Raw genomic sequence first — 21,733 nt, forward strand, 5'->3', positions numbered from 1 at the left:
GTCAGCACGAAGCGAACGCGCGCAGCACCTGCACGGTGCGCGCGACGGCTTCGTCGTCGACATCCAGGTGCGTGACCATGCGGATCGACGGCGTATAGCCGATCGACATGCGGATGCGCGCGTCGTCGAGCGTGCGGCGCAGCGCGTCCAGGCGCTCCACCGGCACGTCGATGAACACCATGTTGGTGTGCTGCGCGACGACCTTCACGTCGTCCAGTCCCTGCAATCCGTCGGCCAGACGCGTGGCGCGCGCGTGGTCGTCGGCGAGCCTCGCGACGTGATGGTCCAGCGCGAACGACGCCGCGGCCGCGAGCATGCCGGCCTGTCGCATGCCGCCGCCGACGACCTTGCGCCAGCGCTTCGCGGTTTCGATCAGCTCGCGCGTGCCGAGCAGCACCGAGCCGACCGGCGCGCCGAGCCCTTTCGACAGGCACACCGACACGCTGTCGAAATTCTTCGTCACCTCTCGCGGGGCAACGCCCAGGGCGACGATCGCGTTGAACATGCGCGCGCCGTCCAGGTGCAGCGCGAGGCCGCGGCGGTCGCACAGCGCGCGCGCATCGGCGAGGTACTGCAGCGGCAGGACGCGGCCGTGCCAGGTGTTTTCCAGGCACAGCAGGCGCGTGCGCGCGAAGTGCGGATCGACCGGCTTGATCGCGCGTTCCACCGCATCCAGCGGAAGCGTGCCGTCGGGCGCATGCACGATCGGCTGCGGCTGGATCGAGCCGAGCACCGCCGCGCCGCCACCTTCGTACTTGTAGGTGTGCGCGTCCATGCCGACGATGTACTCGTCGCCGCGTGCGCAATGCGCCATCAGGCCGATCAGGTTCGACTGCGTGCCGCTGGGCACGAACAGGCCCGCCTCGAAGCCGAGTTCATCGGCCAGCCGCGCCTGCAGCGCGTTGACGGACGGGTCCTCGCCGTAGACGTCATCGCCGACGGGCGCGCGCATCATCGCCTCGCGCATGGCATCGGTGGGCTGGGTGACGGTGTCGCTGCGAAGGTCGATCCACTGCATGGCGGCGGCTTGCTGGGAATGAACGCCGAGTATGCCGCGCGGCGCCGGCGTCCGGCATTGCGCAAGCGGTGCGGTCGCGGCCTGCGGAGGGCGCATCGGCTCGCTACACTGCGCCCCATGAAAATCGCCAGCTGGAACGTCAACTCGCTCAACGTGCGCCTGCCGCACCTGGAACAGTGGCTCGCCACGTCCTCGCCGGACATCGTCGCGCTGCAGGAAACCAAGCTGGAGGACGAGAAGTTCCCCGACGATCCGTTGATCGCGATGGGCTATCGCAGCGTGTTCGCCGGGCAGAAGACCTACAACGGCGTGGCCGTGCTCTCGCGCGAGCGCGCCACCGACGTGCAGATCGGCGTGCCGGGCTTCGAGGACGAGCAGAAGCGCGTGCTCGCCGCGACCGTCGGCGACCTGCGCATCGTCAACCTGTACGTGGTGAACGGGCAGTCGGTCGGCAGCGACAAGTACGCCTACAAACTGCGCTGGCTGGATGCCGTGCACGACTGGCTCGCGCAGGAGCTGGTGACGCATCCGCGCATGATCGTGCTGGGCGACTTCAACATCGCGCCGGACGACCGCGACGTGCACGACCCGGTCGTGTGGAACGACGGGCACATCCTCACTTCGCGCGCCGAACGCGATGCGCTGCAGCGGCTGTACTCGCTGGGCCTGCACGATGCGTATCGCGCGCTCAATCCCGAGGAATCGCAGTTCAGCTGGTGGGATTACCGCCAAGGCGGCTTCCGCCGGAACCTCGGCCTGCGCATCGACCTCACGCTGGTGTCGGAAGCCCTGCGCCCGCACACGGCGGCGTCGGGCATCGATCGCGAACCGCGCACGTGGGATCGACCGAGCGACCATGCGCCGGCGTGGGTGGAGTTGAAGTAGGGTTTATCCGTTGCAAGGCCTCGTCGTCGCCGTCATCCCGGCGAAGGCCGGGACCCAGGCCTCAACGGACGATCGAAGCGACGCCTTTGCGTTCGGCGAGTCCCAGGACGCCACGAGGTTGGGCCAACTCCGGCTACGGATGACGTGGCAGCCTGGTTCCCGGCTTTCGCCGGGATGACGTTGGCCTGGTGCTCCGGCGTACTGCCGGTTGCATCAACCCGTCGCCACACCCTCATGCCCGTGCAGCAGCGCCTCCAGCGCATGCCGCGGCAGCTTGCCCGTCTCGTTGCGCGGGAGCGTATCGACGCGGCGCAGCGGACGCGGAAGGAAGACCGGATCGAGCTGCTGGCGCAACGCATGCAGGATGTCGTGCTCGTCCACCGTAGGCGCGACCACCAGCGCGGCGATGCGGCGCACGCCGATGGCGTCTTCGGCATCGAGCTGGAACATCACGCCATCCTCCACGCCCGGCACCGCGAGCAGCTTGCGCGTGAGATCGCCCAGCGAGGCGCGCTTGCCGGCGATGTCGAGCAAATCAGCGTTGCGGCCGCGCAGCTCGAAGCGGCCGTCGGCATGCACTTCCATCAGGTCCGCCAGCACGATGGGTTCGGCCAGGTGCGGCGCGTGCACGGCGGTGCCGTCGGGCTGCGGCGCCAGGCGAACGCCGGGCAGCGGCGTCCACGCGTCGTCGCGCGCGGTGCGGCGGCGTGCGAAGACGCAGGTTTCGGTCGAACCGAACACCTCGCGCACTTCGCAACCGAAGCGCGCTTCGGCCTGCGCGGCGAGCTCCGGCGGCATCGGCGCGGTCGCCGAGACGATGCCGGCCAGCGGCGGCAGCGAAAGCCCGGACGCCACCAGCGCACGCAGGTGCACCGGCGTGGTGACCAGCAGCGGCGGCGTGGGCGAATCGTGCAGCGCACGCGCGACGTCGGCCGGGAACAGCGGCCGCGCCGCGTGCACCGCCACCGGCCCGAGCAGCGGCATCAGCACCGACATCTCCATGCCGTACATGTGCTGCGGCGGCACGGTTGCGATGACGTGCGTCAGGTCGTCGCGAAGCAGGCCGTCGAGCGCGGCGAGGTTCTGCGCGGTGCTCGTGCGGAAGCTGGTCCACGTCTTGCCGTAGGCGCGCGGCTGGCCGGTGCTGCCGGAGGTGAAGCCGATGGCGACGCGCGCGTTCGCATCGACGATGAGTTCATCGCCTTCGAGTTCGTCCAGGCGGTCCGGGATGCGCATGCAATGCGGCGGCGCCGGGGCGAGGTCGATGTCGGTCAGGCAGTAGCCGTCCGGATGCTGCGCGAGCACCTGCTCGACCACGCCCGGCGCGCGCGAGGGCGGCATCAGCGTGGTCTGCCCTCGCGCCGCGGCGGCGCAGAAGGCGACGAGGTAGCGGTAGCGGTCCTCGCACAGGTTGAGCGCGAAGCGTGCGGCCGGCAGCGCGGCCGCCAATGCCCGCACGTGGCGGGCGAAGGTCGCACGGTCGATCGCATGCCCGCCTTCGTCGAAGGCGATGGCGAGCGCGCCGGTGCCGTGGATGAGCGGCACGGGCGAGGTCGGAACGGGACTGGGTACTTCGACGACCGCGGACATGGATGGCACGTGATTCCTGCGGCGAACGCCGCTTCCCCTGCCCGTACTTTACGCTGGCGGCCGTCGTCGATCCCAATCGTGGCTCATGTCCCTGTCCGCTGCCCCAACCGCCGAGCCGGTCCCGCGCTGGAGCTGGCAGCCGCATGCGCCCCGGCAACCCGCCGAGCCGCTGGCGCGCCGGTGGCTGGCCGCGGAGCTTGGAACCGGGGTAGACGCCCTGCCGCTCTCCCGCGATTCGCGCGGCCGACCCCGCCTCGAAGGCGCCTTCGCCGACTGGGATTGCAACTGGAGCCACAGCGGCGACGGTTTGCTGGTGGCACTGGGCCGCGACGTGCGCATCGGCATCGACCTGGAGCGCGTGCGCCCGCGCGGCCGGGCCCTCGACCTCGCCCGGCGCTTCTTTACCGCGCCCGAGCTGGCGTGGCTGCACGCCGCCCCGTCGGCGGCGGTGCGCGACCACGGTTTCCTGCGCCTTTGGTGCGCGAAAGAAGCGGTGCTGAAGGCCCACGGCCATGGCATTTCGTTCGGCCTGCACCGGCTGCGCTTCGCCGACAGCCCCGACGGCCTGCGCCTGGTCGAATGCGACGCGGAACTCGGCCACGCCGGCGACTGGTCGCTGATGGAGCTGCGGCCCGCGCCGGAGTATCTGGGCGCGCTCGCGTGGCGTTCGACCTGACCGCGCCTCCGGAATCGGGCACCCACATCGGCGATACTGCGCGCCGCATGAACACCCCCGCCCCCTTCGACGCCGCGCTTCGCCGCACGCTGGACGATGGCCTGGTCGCGCTGCACCTGGACCCGGCCGCCGTCTCCGCGCCGCTGCTGGACTACCTCGCCCTGCTGGTGCGGTGGAACAAGACCTACAACCTCACCGCCGTGCGCGACCCGCACGAGATGGTGGTCAAGCACCTGCTCGATTCGCTGGCGATGCACCCCTACGTGGACGACCTCGCCGCGCGCGGCGGTTCGCTCGCCGACCTGGGCACGGGCCCGGGGCTGCCGGGCATTCCGCTGTCGATCGTCAAGCCGGGCCTGAAGGTCACGCTGGTGGAAAGCAACGGCAAGAAGGCGCGCTTCATGCGCGAGGCGATCCGCCAGCTCGGTCTCCGGGATGCCCGCGTCGCCGAGTCGCGCATCGAGGCGGTCGACGAGCCGGGCGCGTACGACGCCATCACCGCGCGCGCGCTCGCGACGCTGCCGCTGATCCTCGAACTGGGCGGCCACCTGCTCAAGCCCGACGGCCGCCTGCTGGCGATGAAGGGCGTGCACCCGGCCGACGAGATCGCCGCGCTGCCGGCCGGCTGGACGGTGGAGGCGTCGCATCCGATGCGCGTCCCCGGCCTGGACGCCGAGCGCCACATGGTGGTGATCGCCCGCCAGTGAGGCGGTGTCGTTCGCCCAAGCCGTGACGCCGCGCGCAACTGCGTAAACGGGGTGGAACCGCCCGTCCGCGCAAAACCGGCGCAAGTGCTTGATCCGGCGCAGCCGCCGCCGGACGGTCCGTGCCGATGGCCCATACAGCTATCGGCGACGGGGCACGCGTCTTCCCATCCGGGCATAATCCCCGGTCCGGCCCCACGCCGGCCCTACTTCCGCGCTTCCATCACTAAACCCAAGACCAGGACGAGCCGCATGGCCCGCATCATCGCCGTCGCCAACCAGAAAGGCGGAGTCGGCAAGACCACCACCGCCGTCAACCTGGCCGCCGCGCTCGCGCGGACGCCCAAGCGCGTGCTGCTGGTCGACCTGGACCCGCAGGGCAACGCGACGATGGGCAGCGGCCTGGACAAGCGCGAGATCGACACCACGATCTGCGACGTCCTGCTGGGCGAGGCCGACGTCGCCTCGATCGTCAAGCGCACCGCCGAAGACTTCGACCTGCTGCCGGCGAACATCGAGCTGACCGCGGCCGAGATCACCCTGATGGGCGAATCCGACCGCGAGCAGCGCCTGAAGCGCGCGCTGGCGCCGCTGCGCGAGAACTACGACTTCATCCTGATCGACTGCCCGCCGGCGCTGTCGCTGCTCACGCTCAACGCGCTGACGGCGGCCGACTCCATCGTCGTGCCGATGCAGTGCGAGTACTACGCGCTGGAAGGCATCAGCGCGCTGATCGACACCATCGAGGCGCTCAAGGCCAACCTCAATCCGAAGCTGGAAGTCGAGGGCGTGCTGCGCACCATGTTCGACGTGCGCAACAACCTCGCCAACGCGGTGTCGGCCGAACTGATCAACCATTTCGGCGACCGCGTGTTCCGCACGATCGTGCCGCGCAACGTGCGCCTGGCCGAGGCACCCAGCCATGGCCAGAGCATCGTCGGCTACGACCGCGCCAGCCGCGGCGGCATCGCCTACATGGGGCTGGCGGGCGAAGTGCTGCGCCGCCAGCGCGAGCGCGACCAGGCCCGTGCCCGTGCTCCGCAACCGAAGGAGACCACGGCATGACAGTAGCCAAGAAGCGCGGCCTGGGCCGCGGCCTCGAAGCCCTGCTGGGACCCAAGGCGGCCGCCGAGGCGCCAGTCCTGGAGGCCGTCGAAGGCGACGTGCTGCGGCACCTTCCGGTCGACGCCCTGACGCCCGGCAAGTACCAGCCGCGCAAGCACTGGGACCAGGAAAAGCTCGAGGAACTGGCCGAGTCGATCAAGGCGCAGGGCGTGATCCAGCCCATCGTCGTGCGCGACCTGGGCGGCAAGCGTTACGAGATCATCGCCGGCGAACGCCGCTGGCGCGCCTCGCAGCTCGCGGGGCTGGACCAGATCCCGGTCGTCATCCGCGAAGTCGACGACCGCACGGTCGTGGCGATGGCGCTGATCGAGAACATCCAGCGCGAAGACCTCAATCCGCTGGAAGAAGCCAACGCGCTGCAGCGGCTCATCGACGAATTCGACCTCACCCACGCGCAGGCCGCCGAGGCCGTCGGCCGTTCGCGCGCCGCCGTGTCGAACCTGCTGCGCCTGCTGGAACTGCCGCCGGAAATCCGCGTGCTGCTGGAAACGCACGCGCTGGAAATGGGCCATGCCCGCGCACTGCTCGCACTGACGCCGCAGGCGGCGATCGCGCTGGCGCGCCAGGCCGCCGAACACGGCTGGTCGGTGCGCGAGGTCGAACACCGCGTGCAGCAACTCGCCGCCGGCCAGATCCCGACCAGCGGCAGCGCGAAGCCGAAGGCCGCCAAGGCCAAGCCGCAGGCCGACATCGTGGCGCTGGAGCGCGAGCTGTCCGAGTCGCTCAACACCAAGGTCAACGTGCTGCACGGCCGCGGCGGCAAGGGTCGCCTGGTGATCCACTACACCGACCTCGATTCGCTCGACGGCGTGCTGGAAAAGCTGCGCGGTTCCGTCACCGAGTAACCACCGGAGCGGCCGGCATGAACCCGTACCGCTACCGCGTCGCCCTTCGCGCGATCCATCCGCGCGACGACCTGCGGCCGCTGTTCGACCAGCTTGGCCTCTCGCCGGAACGCACGTGGCGCGCCGGCGAACGGCGGACCTCGCCGGCGGGCATCCCGCTGGACGGCGTGTATCGCGAAAGCTACGCCTACACGAATCTGACACATGGATCGCGAAACTGGTCAGATGAGGATCTGCAGGACTACCTCCGCGGCATCCAGCAGCGACTGGCGATGCACCGCGACACGCTGCACACGTTCTACATCCGCGGCGGACGCTGCGGCCTGTCGATCGGCCTGAGCGGCGAGAGCGGATTCGGATTCGAACTGGATCCCTCGCTCGGCGCCGGACTCGCGGACCTCAAACTGACACTGGGCTTCGACTTCCACGCCGAACCCGACTGATCTCCCACTGCAACGCGAGTTCCGATGGCTGACACCTCCCCCGGCACCATCCTCGTCACTGGCGCAGCCGGCTTCATCGGCGCCTACACCTGCCGCGCGCTCAAGGCCCGCGGCGCCCGCGTCGTCGGGCTGGACAACTTCAACGATTACTACGATCCGCAACTCAAGCGCGACCGCATCGCCGCGCTGTGCCCGGACACGGACATCCGCGCGCTCGACCTGACCGACCGCGATGGCCTCGCCGCGTTGTTCGACGAGGTCGCGCCGACGCACGTGATCCATCTCGCCGCGCAGGCCGGCGTGCGCTATTCGCTGACCAATCCGCACGCGTACGTCGACAGCAACCTCGTGGGCTTCGTGAACATCCTCGAGCTGTGCCGCCATCGCGGCGTGCAGCACCTGGCTTACGCGAGTTCGTCGTCGGTGTACGGCGATTCGGCGACGCCGCCGTTCTCCGAAGACCAGCGCATCGACCAGCCGCGCTCGCTCTACGCCGCGACCAAGGCCGCCAACGAGCTGATGGCGCACACCTACGCGCACCTCTACGGCCTGCGTTCGACGGGCCTGCGCTTCTTCACCGTGTACGGCCCGTGGGGCCGCCCGGACATGGCGCCGCTGCTGTTCTCGCGCGCGGTGCTCGCCGGCCGGCCGATCGACGTGTTCAACCACGGGAAGATGCGCCGCGACTTCACCTTCGTCGACGACATCGTCGCCGGCGTGCTCGGTGCGCTGGAAAACCCGCCGGAAGATGAGGTGCCGCACCGCGTCTTCAACCTCGGCAACCACACGCCGGTGGAACTCGAGCGCTTCATCGCGGTCATCGAACAGGCCGCCGGACAGCCGGCCCAGAAGGTCTACAAACCGATGCAACCCGGCGACATGATCGAAACCATGGCCGACACGCAGCGCGCGCACGATGCGTTCGGCTTCGAACCGGCGACGTCGATCGAGACCGGTCTGCCCCAGGTCGTGGCGTGGTGCCGCGACTACTTCGGCGAGAACGCCTGACGCCATGAGCACGTCCCCGCACCTTTCGGTCGTCGTACCGGTGTTCAACGAGCGCGACAACGTCGCGCCGCTGGTGCACGAGATCACCGCCGCGCTGCGAGGCCGCGAACCGCGCGACGGCGGCGATTTCGAGATCGTCTACGTCGACGACAACTCGCGCGACGACACGCTTGCCGTGCTGCAGGCGCTGAAGGCGGAGGTGCCGGAACTGCGCGTGGTACATCACGTCATCCAGAGCGGCCAGAGCACCGCGATCCGCAACGGCGTGAAGGCCGCGCGCGGCGAATGGATCGCCACGCTCGACGGCGACGGCCAGAACGATCCGGCCGACATCCCGAAGCTGATCGCCATGCGCGGCAGCTCGCCGGGCGACGTGAAGATGTTCGCCGGCTGGCGCGTGAACCGGCAGGACAGCGGCTCCAAGCGCTGGGCGTCGAAGTGGGCCAACGCGATCCGCGCGCGCATGCTGCGCGACGACACGCCCGACACCGGTTGCGGCATCAAGCTGTTCGAGCGCGCGGCGTTCCTCGAACTGCCGCACTTCAACCACATGCACCGTTACCTGCCCGCGCTGATGCAGCGCGCGGGCTACCGCACGGTGAGCGTGCCGGTGAACCACCGCGCGCGTTCGACCGGCGTGTCCAAGTACAACAACCTCAACCGCGCACTGGTGGGCATCGCCGACCTGCGCGGCGTCGCGTGGCTGATCCGCCGCGGCAAGGTCACGCGCACCGAAGAACTGTAGAGCGGGGTTTCCATGGAATACGACTTCATGAACGCCCCCATCGCGTGGCTCGAATGGACCGGGCTGCACATGTCGCCGTGGAAGATCATCGGCCTGACCGGCGCGCTGATGTTCGGCGGCCGCTGGCTGGTGCAGTTCGTGGCCTCGCGCAAGCACGGCAAGCCGGTGATCCCGCGGTTGTTCTGGTACATGAGCCTCGTCGGCAGCGCGATGACGCTGGCGTACTTCGTGTTCTCGCAGAAGCAGGACTCCGTCGGCGTGATCCAGAACCTGTTCCCGGCCTTTACCGCCGCGTACAGCCTGTACCTGGACATCAAGCACCGCGGCTGGAAACGGGACCGGGCGACGCACTGATTCTTCGGGATTCGGGAAAGCAGCCGGCGAAGGCCGGGATCCAGGTTCGTAGCGCACGGCACTCCAACGCCGCCAGGCCACCTCACCTCCCGACCGTTGACGCTCACCCCAACCCCTCTCCCGGCGGGAGAGGAGCCAAGGCACCGCGACCCGCGTCACGCCCCGCCCGCAAACCGCCAGAATCCATGCCCTTGGGCCCACGCGCGAGGCCTCGCCGGGATGCGATGATCGGCCGGTTTTGATCGCACCGGGGATCCCGTGAAACGACTGCTCCTGACCGCCGCGCTGTCGGCCCATCTCGCCCTCGTCTCGTCCGCCGCTTTCGCCGGCCCGGTCGACGACCGCTTCCAGGCCATCTACGCGAAGGAATGGCAGTGGCGGCAGGCGGAGACCGGAAGCGCCGACGAGGACAACGACGGCTCCAGCGACCGCCACACCCTTCCCTCCGTCGACGCCGCCAGCCAGAAGGCGCGGCTGAAGGTGTGGGACGACGTACTGAAGCAGCTCGGCGCGATCGACGTCGCCCAGCTCGACGCGCAGAACCAGGTGAACTACGCCGTGTACCGCGCCCAGGTGGAGAACCTCGCCGCCGAGGTGCGCCTGCGTTCGTACGAGATGCCGTTCAACTCCGACTCTTCTTTCTGGTCGAACCTCGGCTTCATGACGCGTCGTCCGATGCGCACCGTCGCCGATTACGAGGCCTACATCGGTCGCCTGCGCGACGTGCCGCGCTACTTCGACCAGAACATCGTCAACATGCGGGCCGGCCTTGCGCGCGGCTTCAGCGTGCCGCGCGCCGTGCTCGATGGCCGCGACGTCTCCATCGCCTCCGTCGCCGAGGTGAAGGATCCGACGCAGTCGAATTTCTACGAGCCCTTCAAGAAGATGCCGGCGGGCATCTCCCCCGCCGAGCAGGCACGCCTGCGCGACGCGGGTGCGGCCGCCATTCGCGAGCAGGTCGTTCCCGCCTACGCGAAGCTGCTCACGTTCTTCCGCAACGACTACGTGCCGCACGCGCGCAAGACGCTGGGCGCCGAGCAGATGCCGGACGGCAAGGCGTTCTACCGCCAGCAGATCCGCGAATACACCACGCTGGACCTTGGTCCGGAGGAAATCCACCAGATCGGCCTGAAGGAAGTCGCGCGCATCCAGGCCGAGATGGACGCGATCATCCAGCAGGTCGGCTTCAAGGGCAGCTTCGCCGACTTCCTGAAGTTCCTTCGCACTGACAAGCAGTTCTACGCGAACACGCCGCAGGAGCTGCTCGATCGCGCCGCGTGGATCTCCAAGCGCGTGGACGGCGAGATCGGCAAGTTCATCGGCACGCTGCCGCGCGGGCGCTTCACCATCGTGCCGGTGCCGCCGGACATCGCGCCGTTCTGGACCAGCGGTCGCGGCGGTGCGGGCACGTACTGGGTCAACACCTACGACCTGCCTTCGCGCCCGCTCTACAACCTGCCCGCGCTGACGCTGCACGAGTCCGCGCCGGGCCATGCGTTGCAGGGTTCGCTCGCGAAGGAACAGGGCGAGCTGCCGGCGTTCCGCCGCGAGACCTACATCTCGGCCTATGGCGAAGGCTGGGGCCTGTACAGCGAGAAGCTCGGCGTCGAGATGGGCATCTACCAGACGCCGTACGAGGATTTCGGGCGCCTGACCTACGAGATGTGGCGCGCCTGCCGCCTCGTCATCGACACCGGCGTGCACCACAAGGGCTGGACCCGCGACCAGGCCATCGCCTACCTGCGCGACCGCACCGCACTGAGCGAGCATGAAGTGACGACCGAAGTCGACCGCTACATCTCCTGGCCGGCGCAGGCACTGAGCTACAAGCTGGGCGAGATCACCATCGTCCGCCTGCGCGAGGAGGCCGAAAAGGCGCTGGGCCCGAAGTTCGACGTAAAGGCGTTCCACGACGCGCTGCTGAGCGAAGGTTCGGTGCCGCTGCCGGTGCTGGAGCAGCAGGTGCGGGCATTCATTGCGAAGTCGGCGACCGTCCAGCCCGATGCCGGCACGTCAACCGGTGCCACGGGCCTGCGTTGACGCGGGACGGGTCACCTACGACAGTGGCCGTCATCAAGGAGGGATCCATGCGTATCGCAACTGCCACGATGTTCGCCTTCACCCTGCTCGCCGCCTCGAGCGCGCAGGCCGCCGAATCGTATGCCTTCGGGAACCGGGTGCTGACGGTCGGCGACACCGCCGGCAAGCTGGTCGAGCTGGCCGGCTCTCCGGTCCACAAGGAGCCGGTGGAGAACAAGTTCGGCGCCCACGAGGCGGAGCGCTGGGAGTTCCGCCGGGACGACAAGACGCTGCTGGTGACGATCCGGGACGGCAAGGTTTACCAGATCGACGAGGTCTACTGAGGCCCCGGAGAGCCCAAGGTCGGCCCTTCCCGGCCTGGTCCCGCTGTGGATAAGTGCTTGCCCGGGACGCCGATCCCCGGCATAATGCGCGGCTCGCTGCGTCCGGTCTGTCCATCAGGACTCGACCGGGCGGGGTCCGGAAGCACGATTCCGTCCCGCCGCCGGCAGCCAGGATTTCACTACCCGTATCGTGCACCGCCTCCGGATGTCCGGGCGCGGAGGGGCCGCCGCCGCCCTGGCCAAGGGCGACACCCCAATACCTTTCGAGGTGCGTATGGCCCGTATCTGCCAAGTAACCGGCAAGCGAACGACGACCGGCAACAACGTCTCGCATGCAATGAACAAGACCCGTCGCCGCTTCCTTCCCAACCTTCACGAGCGCCGCTTCTGGGTGGCTTCGGAGAACCGTTGGATCAAGCTGCGTGTTTCCAGTGCCGCCCTGCGCACCATCGACAAGAACGGCATCGATGCCGTCCTCGCCGACCTGCGCGCCCGCGGCGAGAAGATCTGAGGAGAACTGACCCATGGCTTCCAAGCGCGACAAGATCCGCCTGATCTCCTCGGCCGGCACCGGCCACTTCTACACCACCGACAAGAACAAGAAGAACACGCCGAACAAGATGGAGGTCAAGAAGTACGACCCCGTCGTTCGCAAGCACGTGATCTACAAGGAAGGCAAGATCAAGTGACGTGACGGCCCGATCGCGCTGCGCGCGATCGGCTTTGCCGGAACGTCATCCCCGCGAAAGCGGGGATCCAGCGCCTTCCGCTTGTTCGAAGCAACAAACAGAAACCCCGCCGAAAGGCGGGTTTTTTGTTTGCCTGCTTCTATACCAGGCGAGTGGCAAGCGCTACGGTCGCTTGCGCGCGGCTCGGCAACCCTCGGAACAGCATCAAAAAACTACGGCCCCTTTCGGGGCCGTAGTTGCAACGCGCAATCGGACTCAGAAACTCTGCTGGTACTTCAGGTACCAGAAGCGCCCGATGTCGAAACCACCGTTGTACACGAAGCTGCTGTCCGGCTTGCTGTACATGATCGGGCCTTCATGGTCGAACACGTTGTTCGCGCCGACGGCCACCGTGGCATTCCACGGCATGCGATAGGCCACCTGCATGTCGTGGAAGGTGTTCGATCCGACGTTGCGTACTTCCAGCGCGCGCGTGTACGGCGAGACGAAATCCGGCTCGTCGCAGGACTCGTCATAGGCGCAGGCCTCCTTCACGCCGGAGTAGTAGCGCATGTTCCAGTTCGCACTCCAATCGCCGTACGTCCATGCCAGGCCGAGATTCGACCGCAGACGGAAGTTCGCACCGTCGTCGTCGGCCCAGCCATTGAGCTGTTCGACCGGGGTCACCGCCTCGTTGTCGCGCTTGTACTCGAGGTAGTCGACGTACGTCGATTTCCAGTCGATCTTGAACTGACCGAACGAAGTTTCCGGCAGGCGATAGCTGACGGCGAAGTCGTAACCCGCCGTTTCCTGATAACCACCATTGATCAGCGTGCGCGTCGCATCGATGACTTGGTAGCGCTTCAGGACGTTCTTGCTCGTGCCGCCCGCGCGTTCGAATCGATCACAGGATGCGTCGATACCCAGCACGTAGCACTGGTTGAGGATCGAGGTGACGGTTTCAGCAGCGATGACATCGTCGATGCGGATCTTCCACCAGTCCAGGCTCATGTTCAGCCCTTCGACGAAGCTGGGGCTCCACACCACGCCGAACGTGTAGCTCTGGGACGTTTCAGGCATGAGGTTCGGATTGGAGCCGGACAGATACGTGTAGTTCGTCTGGGTACCCGGGCCCGTCGCCGGAACGCCGCCGGATGCTTCCTGGCGGAACGTCGACGGGATGCCATCGGCGGCGCAGCGCGCAGCCACGTCCGCGTTCGACTTCGCCGAACCGAAGCTGCTGTCGCACGGATCGGTCAGGTTGTCGAACGTGTCGGACGTGCCGCCGTACAGATCCGACACGGTCGGTGCGCGGAAGCCGGTCGCGTAGGTGCCACGGACCAGCAGGTCGTCGGTGGGCTTCCACTTCAGGCCGAACTTGCCGTTTACCGTGTCGCCGAAGGTGCTGTAGTCCGAATACCGACCCGCGACGTCGAACGTCAGCTCCTTCGCACCCGGAAGATCGGACAGCACCGGCACCAGGAACTCGAGGTAGACCTCATCCAGCGAGTACGAGCCGCTCGTGGACGCGCCGGCCAGATCGGTAGTCAGGCCCGACTGATCCATCGCATCCGGTGAGTAGAGTGCGCGTTCGCGACGATGCTCGAAACCGGTCGCCAGGCTCAGGTCGCCGGCCGGCAGCGTTGCAAGCACGCCCGACAGGTTCGCCGAGTACACCGTGGTGTCCGTATCCGACGTGCCATGGCTGGTCGGGAACAGGTAGTCGCGCAACGCGGCGTCCGAGCTGAGCGAACCGGGCGCGCTCATGCCGTAGGCGGCGAGCGGATTCCACGGGATGCAGCCATCGATGACCGCGCCCGGGGTGCCGCAATGGACCACGCCATCGGAACCGAGGAACGACGGGCCCACGGCATCGGCGACGCGAGGAAGGAACAGGTTGCCCGTGCCCGTCTTCACGCCCTTGTTCTGGTTATAGAGATAGCCGACGTCCCAGTCCCACGGCTTGTCCGCGATGTCGAAGGAGCCTTCGAATCCGCCTGTGAACCGGAAGGTAGTGAGCTCCGAAAGCGTCTGGCGCGGCACTTCCCACGTGCGACGCAGGAAGTCAGCCTCCTCGCCGATCGGGTTGAAGTAGCTGTCCGCCGCGAGGGGCGTGCCGTACGCCGCGGACTGGAACGGGTAGCCTGCGATCTGTTGCAGCGTCTCGCGATGCGTATAGAGCGCATCGGCCTTGAAGTGCACCGAGTCGGTCAGGTCGAAGCGGCCATTCGCGAACAGCGATGTGCGCTCCAGGCCCGTCTGGACGAACATCTGCTGGTTCGTGTTGGCGTAGTCGTTGAGCGGATCGGTGACGTGGAAGTCCGCGAAGTTCCTCGGATCGCCATCCGGGTTCACCGTCCAGCTGACGGCATCGCCGTCGATCAGCCGACCCTTCTGCGTCGTCGCGCTCCAGCCGTTGGCGCGGTATCGCCCCTGGTAGACGTCCGGCACCGGGTGGCTCGGGCCCATCCCGGATGCACTGAACGCCCGGTCCTTGGCCAACACCGGCTCTTCCTTGCTGTATTCGACGCCCAGCGCCACCGCGCTGCGATCGCCTGCACTGCCGAGCAGGAAGTTGTAGACCTGCTTGGTGCCATCGCCCTGGCCGTACTGACCCAGGTACGCGCTCGCCTCCGCGCCCTCGAAGTTCTTGCGGGTGATGATGTTGATCACGCCCGCGATCGCATCGGAACCGTAGATGGCCGATGCGCCGTCGGTCAGCACTTCGACGCGCTCGACGATCGAGGTCGGGATCGAGGCCAGGTCGGAGTAGCCGCCCGACGTGATGCCCATCCGCTTGCCGTCGATGAGCACCAGCGTGCGCTCCGGCCCAAGGTTGCGCAGATCCACGTACTGGCCGCCGGTTTCCTCACCCGACGACAGCGCGTCGGCGCGGCTGATCGCAGGAGAGCCGGCAGCGCTGATGTTCTGGACGATATCGGCGACGCTCGTGAAACCCTGGCGCTGGATATCCGCGCGGGACAGGCTGATCACAGGCTGCTGCGTTTCGATGTCGGAACTGCGGATACGCGAGCCCGTCACCTCGATCTTGTCCAGCGTGGTCGCGTCCTTGCCGGAATCCTGCGCGAAGGCGAATGCCGGCGCGAGCGCAACGGCGATGCCCGCCGGCAGCAGGCCGACGCGCACGGCCGTGCGCATGTTGCGATGCTTCATTTCTCTCTCCAGATATCTGTTATGAGCGCGTTAAGAGCGCTGCAAAACCTTATGGCCCGGGTGCGCCGAGCCTGTTTCCCGGTCGATGCGGAGAGATTCGCGGCCTGCGGCAATGTGGTTTGCGCGAGTGGGAGCGCACATTTGCGCGCTTTGTCCTTCATCGCGCGGCGCACCGCTTCGGTAGTCGGACGCGGTCATGCCGAAATGCGCGCGGAAGCTTCGTGCGAAGCTGCAGTTGTTGTCGAAACCGCTCGCGATGGCGACCTCGCCAATGGTCATCGGCGTCGTCGAGAGCAGGTTCGCGGCGTGTTTCAACCGGAGGTTTGCGCACGCGGCCTGCGGGCTTTCGCCATAGAGGCGGTGGAACACCTTCGAGAAGTACCACATCGAGAACTGCGTGCGATCGGCGAGTTCGGCGATGCGGATGATCCGATCGCAATTGCCCTCCATGAACAGCCGTGCGCGCTGCATGCGTTCGAATACCTGCCGCTTGCGCGCGAGCGATGCCCCGGGGCACAGCGGGATGCGGCTGCGGTCATCGGCCTGCATGTCTTCCAGCTTCAGCAGCAGCGAACGCACGCGTGCCTGCTGGCCCGTGCCGCCGCCGACGCCATCGTGCTGGCGCGCGATGCGATACCACTGCCGTGCGATGTCGCGAGCCTTGTCCGGTGCGATCCGGCCCAGGCCGACGTGCAGGTCGAAGGTGCCGAAGCGCGTCATGGCCTTCAGCGCTTCGTCGGAAATCCCCATGCCGATGCAGAGGCCCTGCGCATCGGCCTGCACCAGCGGCGCGGAATCGCGGGCGAAGGCGATCCAGTCGCCGGCGCGGAGGTAGAACCGCCCCTCCTTGGCCTCGATCCATGCGCCGCCGCGCATCTGGATCCAGATGGAAAGCTCCTGCCCGTGGAATTCCACGCTGCCCAGCCGGGAAGCACCGATGCAACGTGCCCACTGTCCTTGCGCCGACCCGATGCGCAATAGTTGCCCCCGGTCGGCCCACTTTGCCTTATCCATGATTGTTCATTCCAATGTCTGGTGAAGGCAGGCTATGAGGACGGTCGCGTGCGCCTCTATAGGATTGATTCGCCGTTGACTGTTCGTGCCGGAGGTTGCTCCGGCACGTGTCGGGATCCGCAAGGAGCGTTTCGATGAATGCCGAAACCCATCTTGGCTACCTGCTGTTCCTGTTCGACTGGCTGATACGCCTAGCGGCGCTGGCGTGGATCCCGGTGCGTTGTCCCCCTGCGGCCGCGCGCAGCTGGTTGCTGCTGGTCGGGTTCGTCCCCTTGTTCGGCTTGCCGCTGTATCTGCTGCTCGGGCACCCGTGGCTCGCGAAGCAGCGCCGGCAGCGGCAGGCACTGGCGTCGCAGCTCATTCGCGATCGCCAGGCGAACCTCGCGATGCTGCGCTGGACGCCGACCGCGCACGGCATGTCCGCCGACATCACGCGGCTGGCCGAGCGGCTGGGCGATTTCATGCCGGTGCACGGCAACGCAGTCGAACTGCTGGACGATTACGACCGCTCCATCGCCGCGCTTGTTTCGGACATCGACAACGCGCGTGAGGAAGTGCACCTGCTGTATTACCTGATGTTCGACGACGCGGTCGGTCGCACCATCTTCGATGCGCTGCAACGTGCGAGCGCGCGTGGCGTGCGATGCCGGCTCCTGCTCGACGCCGTCGGCGCGAAGCCCGGATTGCGTGCATTCGCCAAACCACTCCGCGACGCCGGCGTGGAAGTGCACGCGATGCTCGCCGGCGGTTTGAAGTGGCGCAGCCTCTCGCGCATGGACCTTCGCAACCACCGCAAGCTCGCGCTGATCGACCGGCGCATCGGCTACGTCGGTTCGCAGAATCTCGCCGATGCCGCGTTCGTTCCGGGCTATCCCAATCGCGAGCTCGTCGCGCGCGTGCGCGGCCCAGTGGTGAGGCAGATCGCCGCGCTGTTCGCCAGCGACTGGCTCATCGAGACGGGCGAGCGACTGGTCATCGGCGAGTTCCCGACGAACGCCGAAGGCAGCACGCCCGCGCAGATGCTGCCCAGCGGGCCGGCGTATCCGTTCGAGAACGCGCGCAACCTCGTCGTCGCGCTGGTGCAGCGGGCGCGGCGTCGCGTGGTGCTGGTCACGCCGTACTTCGTTCCCGACGACATGACACTCGGCGCGCTGCGCGTGGCCGCGCTGTCGGGCGTCGACGTGCAGCTGGTGCTGTCGATGAGCAACAACCAGCGGCTCACGCGCTGGGCGCAGCGGTCCTATTACGACGAGCTGCTGAAGGCCGGCGTTCGCATCGCGCTGTACCGGCCGCACTTCCTGCACGCCAAGCACCTGAGCGTGGACGACGAGGTCGCGCTGATCGGCTCGATCAATCTCGACATCCGCTCCTTCGCGCTCAACGCCGAAGCCGGGCTGGTGTGTTTCGATCCCGCCGTGGTGGCGCGGCTGCACGAGGTCGAGTCCGATTACCTTCGCGATTCACAGCAGCTTGAACTGCACCAATGGCGCCGCCGGCCGCGCTGGCACCGGAGCGTGGAAGGCATGGCGCGGCTGGCCGATTCGCTGATGTAGCCCGCGCGTTCAGCCGGTCGCACCGGGGGACCGGCCGAGCCACGCGGCCGGTCGCGAATTACACTCGGCCCATGTTCCAAGGGCGAGGCGTCACGTGATCCCAGGCTGGATCCTCCTGCTGGTGTCGGCGGCCTACGTCGGCGTGCTGTTCGCAGTGGCCTATTTCGGCGACCAGCGCGAAACCACGCCCCGCGCGCGCTGGCTGCGCCCGGCGGTGTATTCGCTGGCGCTGGCCGTGTACTGCTCGTCGTGGACGTTCTACGGCGCGGTCGGCACGGCGGCGCGTACGGGACTGGGCTTCCTGCCGATCTACCTCGGCCCGCTGCTGATGCTCGTCTTCGGTTGGCGCATCCTCGAACGCCTGGTGCTGATTTCCGGCGAGCACCGCATCGTCTCCATCGCCGACTTCCTCTCCTCGCGCTACGGCCGCGCACCGGGCCTGGCGGCGCTGGTGGCGGCGGTCGCGCTGACCGCGGCCGTCCCGTACGTCGCACTGCAGTTCAAGGCGGTGGCGATGAGCGTGGAGGTGTTGGCCGACGTGCGCGGCGATGCGGGAATGCTGTCGGACCCGGCGTTCTACGTGGCGATGATGCTGGCGGCGTTCGCGATCCTGTTCGGCACGCGCCAGATCGACGCCACCGAACACCATCGCGGCATGGTGCTCGCCATCGCGCTTGAATCGCTGGTGAAGCTGCTCGCATTCGTCGCGATCGGCCTGTTTGCGCTCGCGCACCTGCCCGGCACCGGCAACCTGGTCGAACGCATGGTGCAGGCGGCGCCGGTGGTCACCGCGCAGGGGGTGCCGACGGGCTTCGTCGCGCAGACGCTGCTGGCGTTCACGGCGATCGTCTGCCTGCCTCGTCAATTCCACGTCGCCGTCGTCGAATGCCAGGACCCAGCCGACCTGCGATCGGCACGCTGGTTCTTCGGCGGGTATCTCGTGCTGATTTCGCTGCTCGTGGTGCCGATCACGCTCGCGGGGCAGTCGCTGCTCGCCGGCACCGGCGCGTCGCCGGACACCTACGTGCTCGCGCTGCCGCTCGCGTTGCAGCACGAAACGCTCGCGCTGATCGTGTACATCGGCGGGTTCTCCGCCGCGACGGGCATGGTGATCGTCGCCAGCGTCGCGTTGTCGACCATGGTCAGCAACGACCTCATCATGCCGCTGCTGCTGCGCAGCGGCGCGCTGCACGAAAGCCAGGGCATCGACAAGCAGGTGCTGTGGGTGCGCCGCATCACCATCTTCGTGCTGGCGATGATGGCCTACGGCTACCACCGCGGGTCGGCGTACTACGGCGCCGGCGAGGACACGCTCGCGCAGCATGGCCTGCTCGCGTTCGCGGCGGTCGCGCAGTTCGCGCCGGCGTTGATCGGCGGCCTGTACTGGCGTGGCGCGAGCCGCGCCGGCGCGTTCGCGGGGCTGTTCGCCGGCACCGTGCTGTGGCTCTACACCTTGCTGCTGCCGGCGCTCGCGCGCGGCGGGTGGCTTGCGACCGGGTGGATCGAGCGCGGGCCGCTCGGAGTGGACTGGTTGCGACCGGAACAGCTGTTCGGCCTGCACGGCTGGGACCCGCTCACGCACGGCACCTTCTGGGCGCTGCTGTTCAACGTCGGCGTGTTCCTGTTCGTCTCGGTGCGGCAGCGGCCGCGTTTGCAGGAACAACTGCTCGCCGCGCCGTTCCTCGATCCCTACGTGCAGCGTCCGGCGCTCGGTCCCGGCGGCTGGGCCGGCAGCGTGCGCGGCGGCGAACTGCTGGCGCTGGCCGAACGCATCGTCGGCGAACGCCATGCCCGTCGCGCCTTCGAGGAATACGCACAGCAGCAGGGCCGTACGTGGCAGCCCGAGCAGCCTGCCGACCGCGCACTCGCGCAGTTCACCGAACGCCTGCTCGCCTCGGCGATCGGCGCGGCATCGGCGCGCCTCACGCTCACCACCGCGCTGCGCGGCTCGGGCATGGAACTGGGCGAAGTGGTGGCGCTGCTCGACGAGGCGAACCAGGAGCTGCGCTTCAACCGCCAGATCCTCTCCACCACGCTGGAGAACATCAGCCAGGGCGTCAGCGTCGTCGATGCGGAGATGCGCCTGGTCGCGTGGAACCGCCGCTACCAGGAGCTGTTCGAATACCCCGACGGCATGCTCTACGTCGGCCGCCCGGTAAGCGATCTGATCCGCTGGAACGCCGAGCGCGGTGAGATGGGTTCCGGCCCGCTGAGCGAGGCGGAGGTCGAGGAGCAGGTGAGCCGACGCCTTGCGCATCTTCGCGCGGGCGCGCCGCACGTGTTCGAACGCGTGCGCGCGAACGGACAGGTGATCGAAATGCGCGGCCGGCCGCTGCCGGGCGGCTACGTCACCACGTACTCCGACGTGACCGACTACAAGCGCGCCGAACAGGGCCTGCGCGAAGTCAACGAAACGCTGGAGCAGCGCGTCGAACTGCGCACGCGAGAAGCCGAGGCCGCGCAGCAGTCGAAGACGCGCTTCCTCGCGGCGATCAGCCACGACGTGCTGCAACCGCTCAATGCCGCGCGCCTGTTCGCGAGTGCGTTGCGCGAAACCAGCGACACGACCGAGCAGGCGCGCCTGGCCGAACGCGTCGACGCCTCGCTTCGCGCCGCCGAAGACCTGCTCGACGGACTGCTCGACATCTCGCGCCTGGACGCCGGCGCGCTGCGCATCGCGATCACCGATTTCGACGTCAACGAACTGCTGCGCGAACTCGTCGCGCAGTACGCGCCGGTCGCCGCGGCGCGCGGACTGCAGCTGCGCGTGCGCGCGCCCGACACGCCGCGTCCGGTGCGCAGCGACCGCCGCCTGCTGCGTCGCGCGTTGCAGAACTTCCTCGCGAACGCGCTTCGCTATACGCGCGAAGGCGGCGTGCTGATCGCGGCGCGCGTGCGCGACGGCGCGGTCGAACTGCAGGTGTGGGACACCGGGCCCGGCATTTCGAAACACCACCTCGAGCAGATCTTCGACGAGTTCCGCCGCTTCGATACGTCCGCGAGCGCGGGCGAACGTGGCCTCGGCCTCGGCCTGTCGATCTGCCAGCGCATCGCGCGCACGCTGGAACATCCGCTACGCGTGCGTTCGCGCGTCAACGTCGGCAGCGTGTTCTCGATCACCGTCCCCTTCGGACGCGCGATGTACGCCGCGCCGTTGCCGGCGCCGCACCTGATGATGGGCGGCGATTCGCTCGCCGGCCTGCGCGTGCTGTGCGTGGACAACGATCGCGAGATCCTGGACGGCATGCGCAGCCTGCTGCAGCGCTGGGGCGTGGTGCCGCTCACCGCGGCCAATGCCGATGAAGCACTCGCGCTGCTGGATGAAATGCCCGACGTCGCGCTGGTCGACTACCACCTGCACGATCGCCTCGACGGTCTCGGCGTGATCGACGAGTTGCGTGCGCACTACGCGCGTCCATTGCCGGCCGCCCTGTTGACCGGCGACGGCAGCGACGCGCTGAAGCTGGCCGCGCGCGAACACGATTGCCGCGTGCTCACCAAACCGGTGAAGCCGGCCTCGCTGCGTGCGTTCCTCGCGGCGCAGCGGCAGGCCGCGCACGCGTGAACG

The 21,733-nt window shown here is 68.0% G+C and carries 19 protein-coding genes; 15 read left to right on the forward strand and 4 right to left on the reverse strand.

Annotated features, from left to right (window positions below):
* Position 1 precedes the first annotated feature (1 nt).
* The gene (ltaE, locus tag DX912_RS12020; protein ID WP_115842754.1) at positions 2-1,018 is read right to left on the reverse strand and encodes a low-specificity L-threonine aldolase; all 1,017 of its coding nucleotides are present in this window, start codon (positions 1,016-1,018) and stop codon (positions 2-4) included.
* A gap of 117 nt (positions 1,019-1,135) precedes the next feature.
* On the opposite strand from ltaE, the gene xth reads away from it, so the two are divergent.
* Positions 1,136-1,903, forward strand: a complete 768-nt coding sequence (xth, locus tag DX912_RS12025) for an exodeoxyribonuclease III (RefSeq protein WP_115842755.1) — start codon at positions 1,136-1,138, stop codon at positions 1,901-1,903.
* A gap of 213 nt (positions 1,904-2,116) precedes the next feature.
* Here xth and DX912_RS12030 read toward each other — a convergent pair whose 3' ends face one another.
* Complete coding sequence (locus DX912_RS12030) at positions 2,117-3,493, reverse strand: AMP-binding protein (protein ID WP_115842756.1); 1,377 nt, start codon at positions 3,491-3,493, stop codon at positions 2,117-2,119.
* Between the two features lie 85 nt (positions 3,494-3,578).
* Between DX912_RS12030 and DX912_RS12035 the strand changes: the two genes are divergently transcribed.
* The 12 genes from DX912_RS12035 to rpmG all read left to right on the forward strand — a co-directional run bounded on the left by DX912_RS12035 (position 3,579) and on the right by rpmG (position 12,445).
* Positions 3,579-4,169: a 4'-phosphopantetheinyl transferase family protein gene (locus DX912_RS12035; RefSeq protein WP_115842757.1), complete on the forward strand. Its 591-nt coding sequence runs from the start codon at positions 3,579-3,581 to the stop codon at positions 4,167-4,169.
* Positions 4,170-4,216: 47 nt separating this feature from the next.
* Positions 4,217-4,876, forward strand: a complete 660-nt coding sequence (gene rsmG / locus DX912_RS12040) for a 16S rRNA (guanine(527)-N(7))-methyltransferase RsmG (protein WP_115842839.1) — start codon at positions 4,217-4,219, stop codon at positions 4,874-4,876.
* A gap of 249 nt (positions 4,877-5,125) precedes the next feature.
* Entirely contained in the window at positions 5,126-5,938 is an 813-nt protein-coding gene (locus DX912_RS12045) for a ParA family protein (protein WP_115842758.1), read from the forward strand.
* A complete protein-coding gene (locus tag DX912_RS12050) occupies positions 5,935-6,843 on the forward strand; it encodes a ParB/RepB/Spo0J family partition protein (RefSeq protein WP_115842759.1) in 909 nt (302 codons plus the stop codon). Before DX912_RS12045 ends, DX912_RS12050 begins: the two co-directional genes overlap by 4 nt.
* Positions 6,844-6,860: 17 nt before the next feature.
* Positions 6,861-7,286 carry a hypothetical protein gene (locus DX912_RS12055; RefSeq protein ID WP_115842760.1) on the forward strand — a complete coding sequence of 142 codons (426 nt, stop codon included), beginning with the start codon at positions 6,861-6,863 and terminating at the stop codon, positions 7,284-7,286.
* 24 nt (positions 7,287-7,310) lie between these two features.
* Positions 7,311-8,294 carry an NAD-dependent epimerase/dehydratase family protein gene (locus DX912_RS12060; protein WP_115842761.1) on the forward strand — a complete coding sequence of 328 codons (984 nt, stop codon included), beginning with the start codon at positions 7,311-7,313 and terminating at the stop codon, positions 8,292-8,294.
* 4 nt (positions 8,295-8,298) lie between these two features.
* Positions 8,299-9,039, forward strand: a complete 741-nt coding sequence (locus DX912_RS12065; protein WP_115842762.1) for a glycosyltransferase family 2 protein — start codon at positions 8,299-8,301, stop codon at positions 9,037-9,039.
* Positions 9,040-9,066: 27 nt separating this feature from the next.
* Positions 9,067-9,393 (forward strand): lipid-A-disaccharide synthase N-terminal domain-containing protein, encoded by a 327-nt coding sequence (locus DX912_RS12070; protein ID WP_386839253.1) that lies wholly within the window; start codon positions 9,067-9,069, stop codon positions 9,391-9,393.
* 273 nt (positions 9,394-9,666) lie between these two features.
* Positions 9,667-11,433, forward strand: coding sequence for a DUF885 domain-containing protein (locus tag DX912_RS12075; RefSeq protein WP_233433584.1), 1,767 nt, complete (start codon positions 9,667-9,669; stop codon positions 11,431-11,433).
* Between the two features lie 47 nt (positions 11,434-11,480).
* A complete protein-coding gene (locus tag DX912_RS12080) occupies positions 11,481-11,756 on the forward strand; it encodes a DUF2845 domain-containing protein (RefSeq protein WP_233433577.1) in 276 nt (91 codons plus the stop codon).
* Between the two features lie 274 nt (positions 11,757-12,030).
* A complete protein-coding gene (gene rpmB, locus DX912_RS12085; RefSeq protein WP_115842765.1) occupies positions 12,031-12,267 on the forward strand; it encodes a 50S ribosomal protein L28 in 237 nt (78 codons plus the stop codon).
* Between the two features lie 13 nt (positions 12,268-12,280).
* Positions 12,281-12,445 (forward strand): 50S ribosomal protein L33, encoded by a 165-nt coding sequence (gene rpmG, locus DX912_RS12090; protein WP_115842766.1) that lies wholly within the window; start codon positions 12,281-12,283, stop codon positions 12,443-12,445.
* A gap of 255 nt (positions 12,446-12,700) precedes the next feature.
* Here rpmG and DX912_RS12095 read toward each other — a convergent pair whose 3' ends face one another.
* Together DX912_RS12095 and DX912_RS12100 are read right to left on the reverse strand one after the other, a co-directional pair.
* A complete protein-coding gene (locus DX912_RS12095) occupies positions 12,701-15,598 on the reverse strand; it encodes a TonB-dependent receptor plug domain-containing protein (RefSeq protein ID WP_233433578.1) in 2,898 nt (965 codons plus the stop codon).
* 30 nt (positions 15,599-15,628) lie between these two features.
* Positions 15,629-16,612 carry an AraC family transcriptional regulator gene (locus tag DX912_RS12100; RefSeq protein ID WP_115842767.1) on the reverse strand — a complete coding sequence of 328 codons (984 nt, stop codon included), beginning with the start codon at positions 16,610-16,612 and terminating at the stop codon, positions 15,629-15,631.
* Between the two features lie 134 nt (positions 16,613-16,746).
* Here DX912_RS12100 and cls point away from each other — a divergent pair, with 134 nt between their 5' ends.
* Positions 16,747-18,165 (forward strand): cardiolipin synthase, encoded by a 1,419-nt coding sequence (gene cls / locus DX912_RS12105; RefSeq protein ID WP_115842768.1) that lies wholly within the window; start codon positions 16,747-16,749, stop codon positions 18,163-18,165.
* A gap of 94 nt (positions 18,166-18,259) precedes the next feature.
* Positions 18,260-21,730, forward strand: coding sequence for a PAS domain-containing hybrid sensor histidine kinase/response regulator (locus DX912_RS12110; protein ID WP_115842769.1), 3,471 nt, complete (start codon positions 18,260-18,262; stop codon positions 21,728-21,730).
* The last annotated feature ends 3 nt before the right edge of the window (positions 21,731-21,733 follow it).

The sequence above is a fragment of the Lysobacter soli genome, from assembly GCF_003382285.1.
GTDB classification, from domain to species: Bacteria; Pseudomonadota; Gammaproteobacteria; order Xanthomonadales; family Xanthomonadaceae; genus Lysobacter_J; species Lysobacter_J soli.

Coding starts and splice junctions, on each gene's coding strand:
- DX912_RS12035 (WP_115842757.1), top strand. CDS start 3,579: ATGTCCCTGTCCGCTGCCCCAACCGCCGAGCCGGTCCCGCGCTGGAGC.
- DX912_RS12065 (WP_115842762.1), top strand. CDS start 8,299: ATGAGCACGTCCCCGCACCTTTCGGTCGTCGTACCGGTGTTCAACGAG.
- DX912_RS12060 (WP_115842761.1), top strand. CDS start 7,311: ATGGCTGACACCTCCCCCGGCACCATCCTCGTCACTGGCGCAGCCGGC.
- DX912_RS12055 (WP_115842760.1), top strand. CDS start 6,861: ATGAACCCGTACCGCTACCGCGTCGCCCTTCGCGCGATCCATCCGCGC.
- DX912_RS12095 (WP_233433578.1), bottom strand. CDS start 15,598: ATGAAGCATCGCAACATGCGCACGGCCGTGCGCGTCGGCCTGCTGCCG.
- DX912_RS12070 (WP_386839253.1), top strand. CDS start 9,067: ATGAACGCCCCCATCGCGTGGCTCGAATGGACCGGGCTGCACATGTCG.
- DX912_RS12030 (WP_115842756.1), bottom strand. CDS start 3,493: ATGTCCGCGGTCGTCGAAGTACCCAGTCCCGTTCCGACCTCGCCCGTG.
- DX912_RS12050 (WP_115842759.1), top strand. CDS start 5,935: ATGACAGTAGCCAAGAAGCGCGGCCTGGGCCGCGGCCTCGAAGCCCTG.
- DX912_RS12045 (WP_115842758.1), top strand. CDS start 5,126: ATGGCCCGCATCATCGCCGTCGCCAACCAGAAAGGCGGAGTCGGCAAG.
- DX912_RS12080 (WP_233433577.1), top strand. CDS start 11,481: ATGCGTATCGCAACTGCCACGATGTTCGCCTTCACCCTGCTCGCCGCC.
- xth (WP_115842755.1), top strand. CDS start 1,136: ATGAAAATCGCCAGCTGGAACGTCAACTCGCTCAACGTGCGCCTGCCG.
- rsmG (WP_115842839.1), top strand. CDS start 4,217: ATGAACACCCCCGCCCCCTTCGACGCCGCGCTTCGCCGCACGCTGGAC.
- rpmG (WP_115842766.1), top strand. CDS start 12,281: ATGGCTTCCAAGCGCGACAAGATCCGCCTGATCTCCTCGGCCGGCACC.
- cls (WP_115842768.1), top strand. CDS start 16,747: ATGAATGCCGAAACCCATCTTGGCTACCTGCTGTTCCTGTTCGACTGG.
- ltaE (WP_115842754.1), bottom strand. CDS start 1,018: ATGCAGTGGATCGACCTTCGCAGCGACACCGTCACCCAGCCCACCGAT.
- DX912_RS12100 (WP_115842767.1), bottom strand. CDS start 16,612: ATGGATAAGGCAAAGTGGGCCGACCGGGGGCAACTATTGCGCATCGGG.
- rpmB (WP_115842765.1), top strand. CDS start 12,031: ATGGCCCGTATCTGCCAAGTAACCGGCAAGCGAACGACGACCGGCAAC.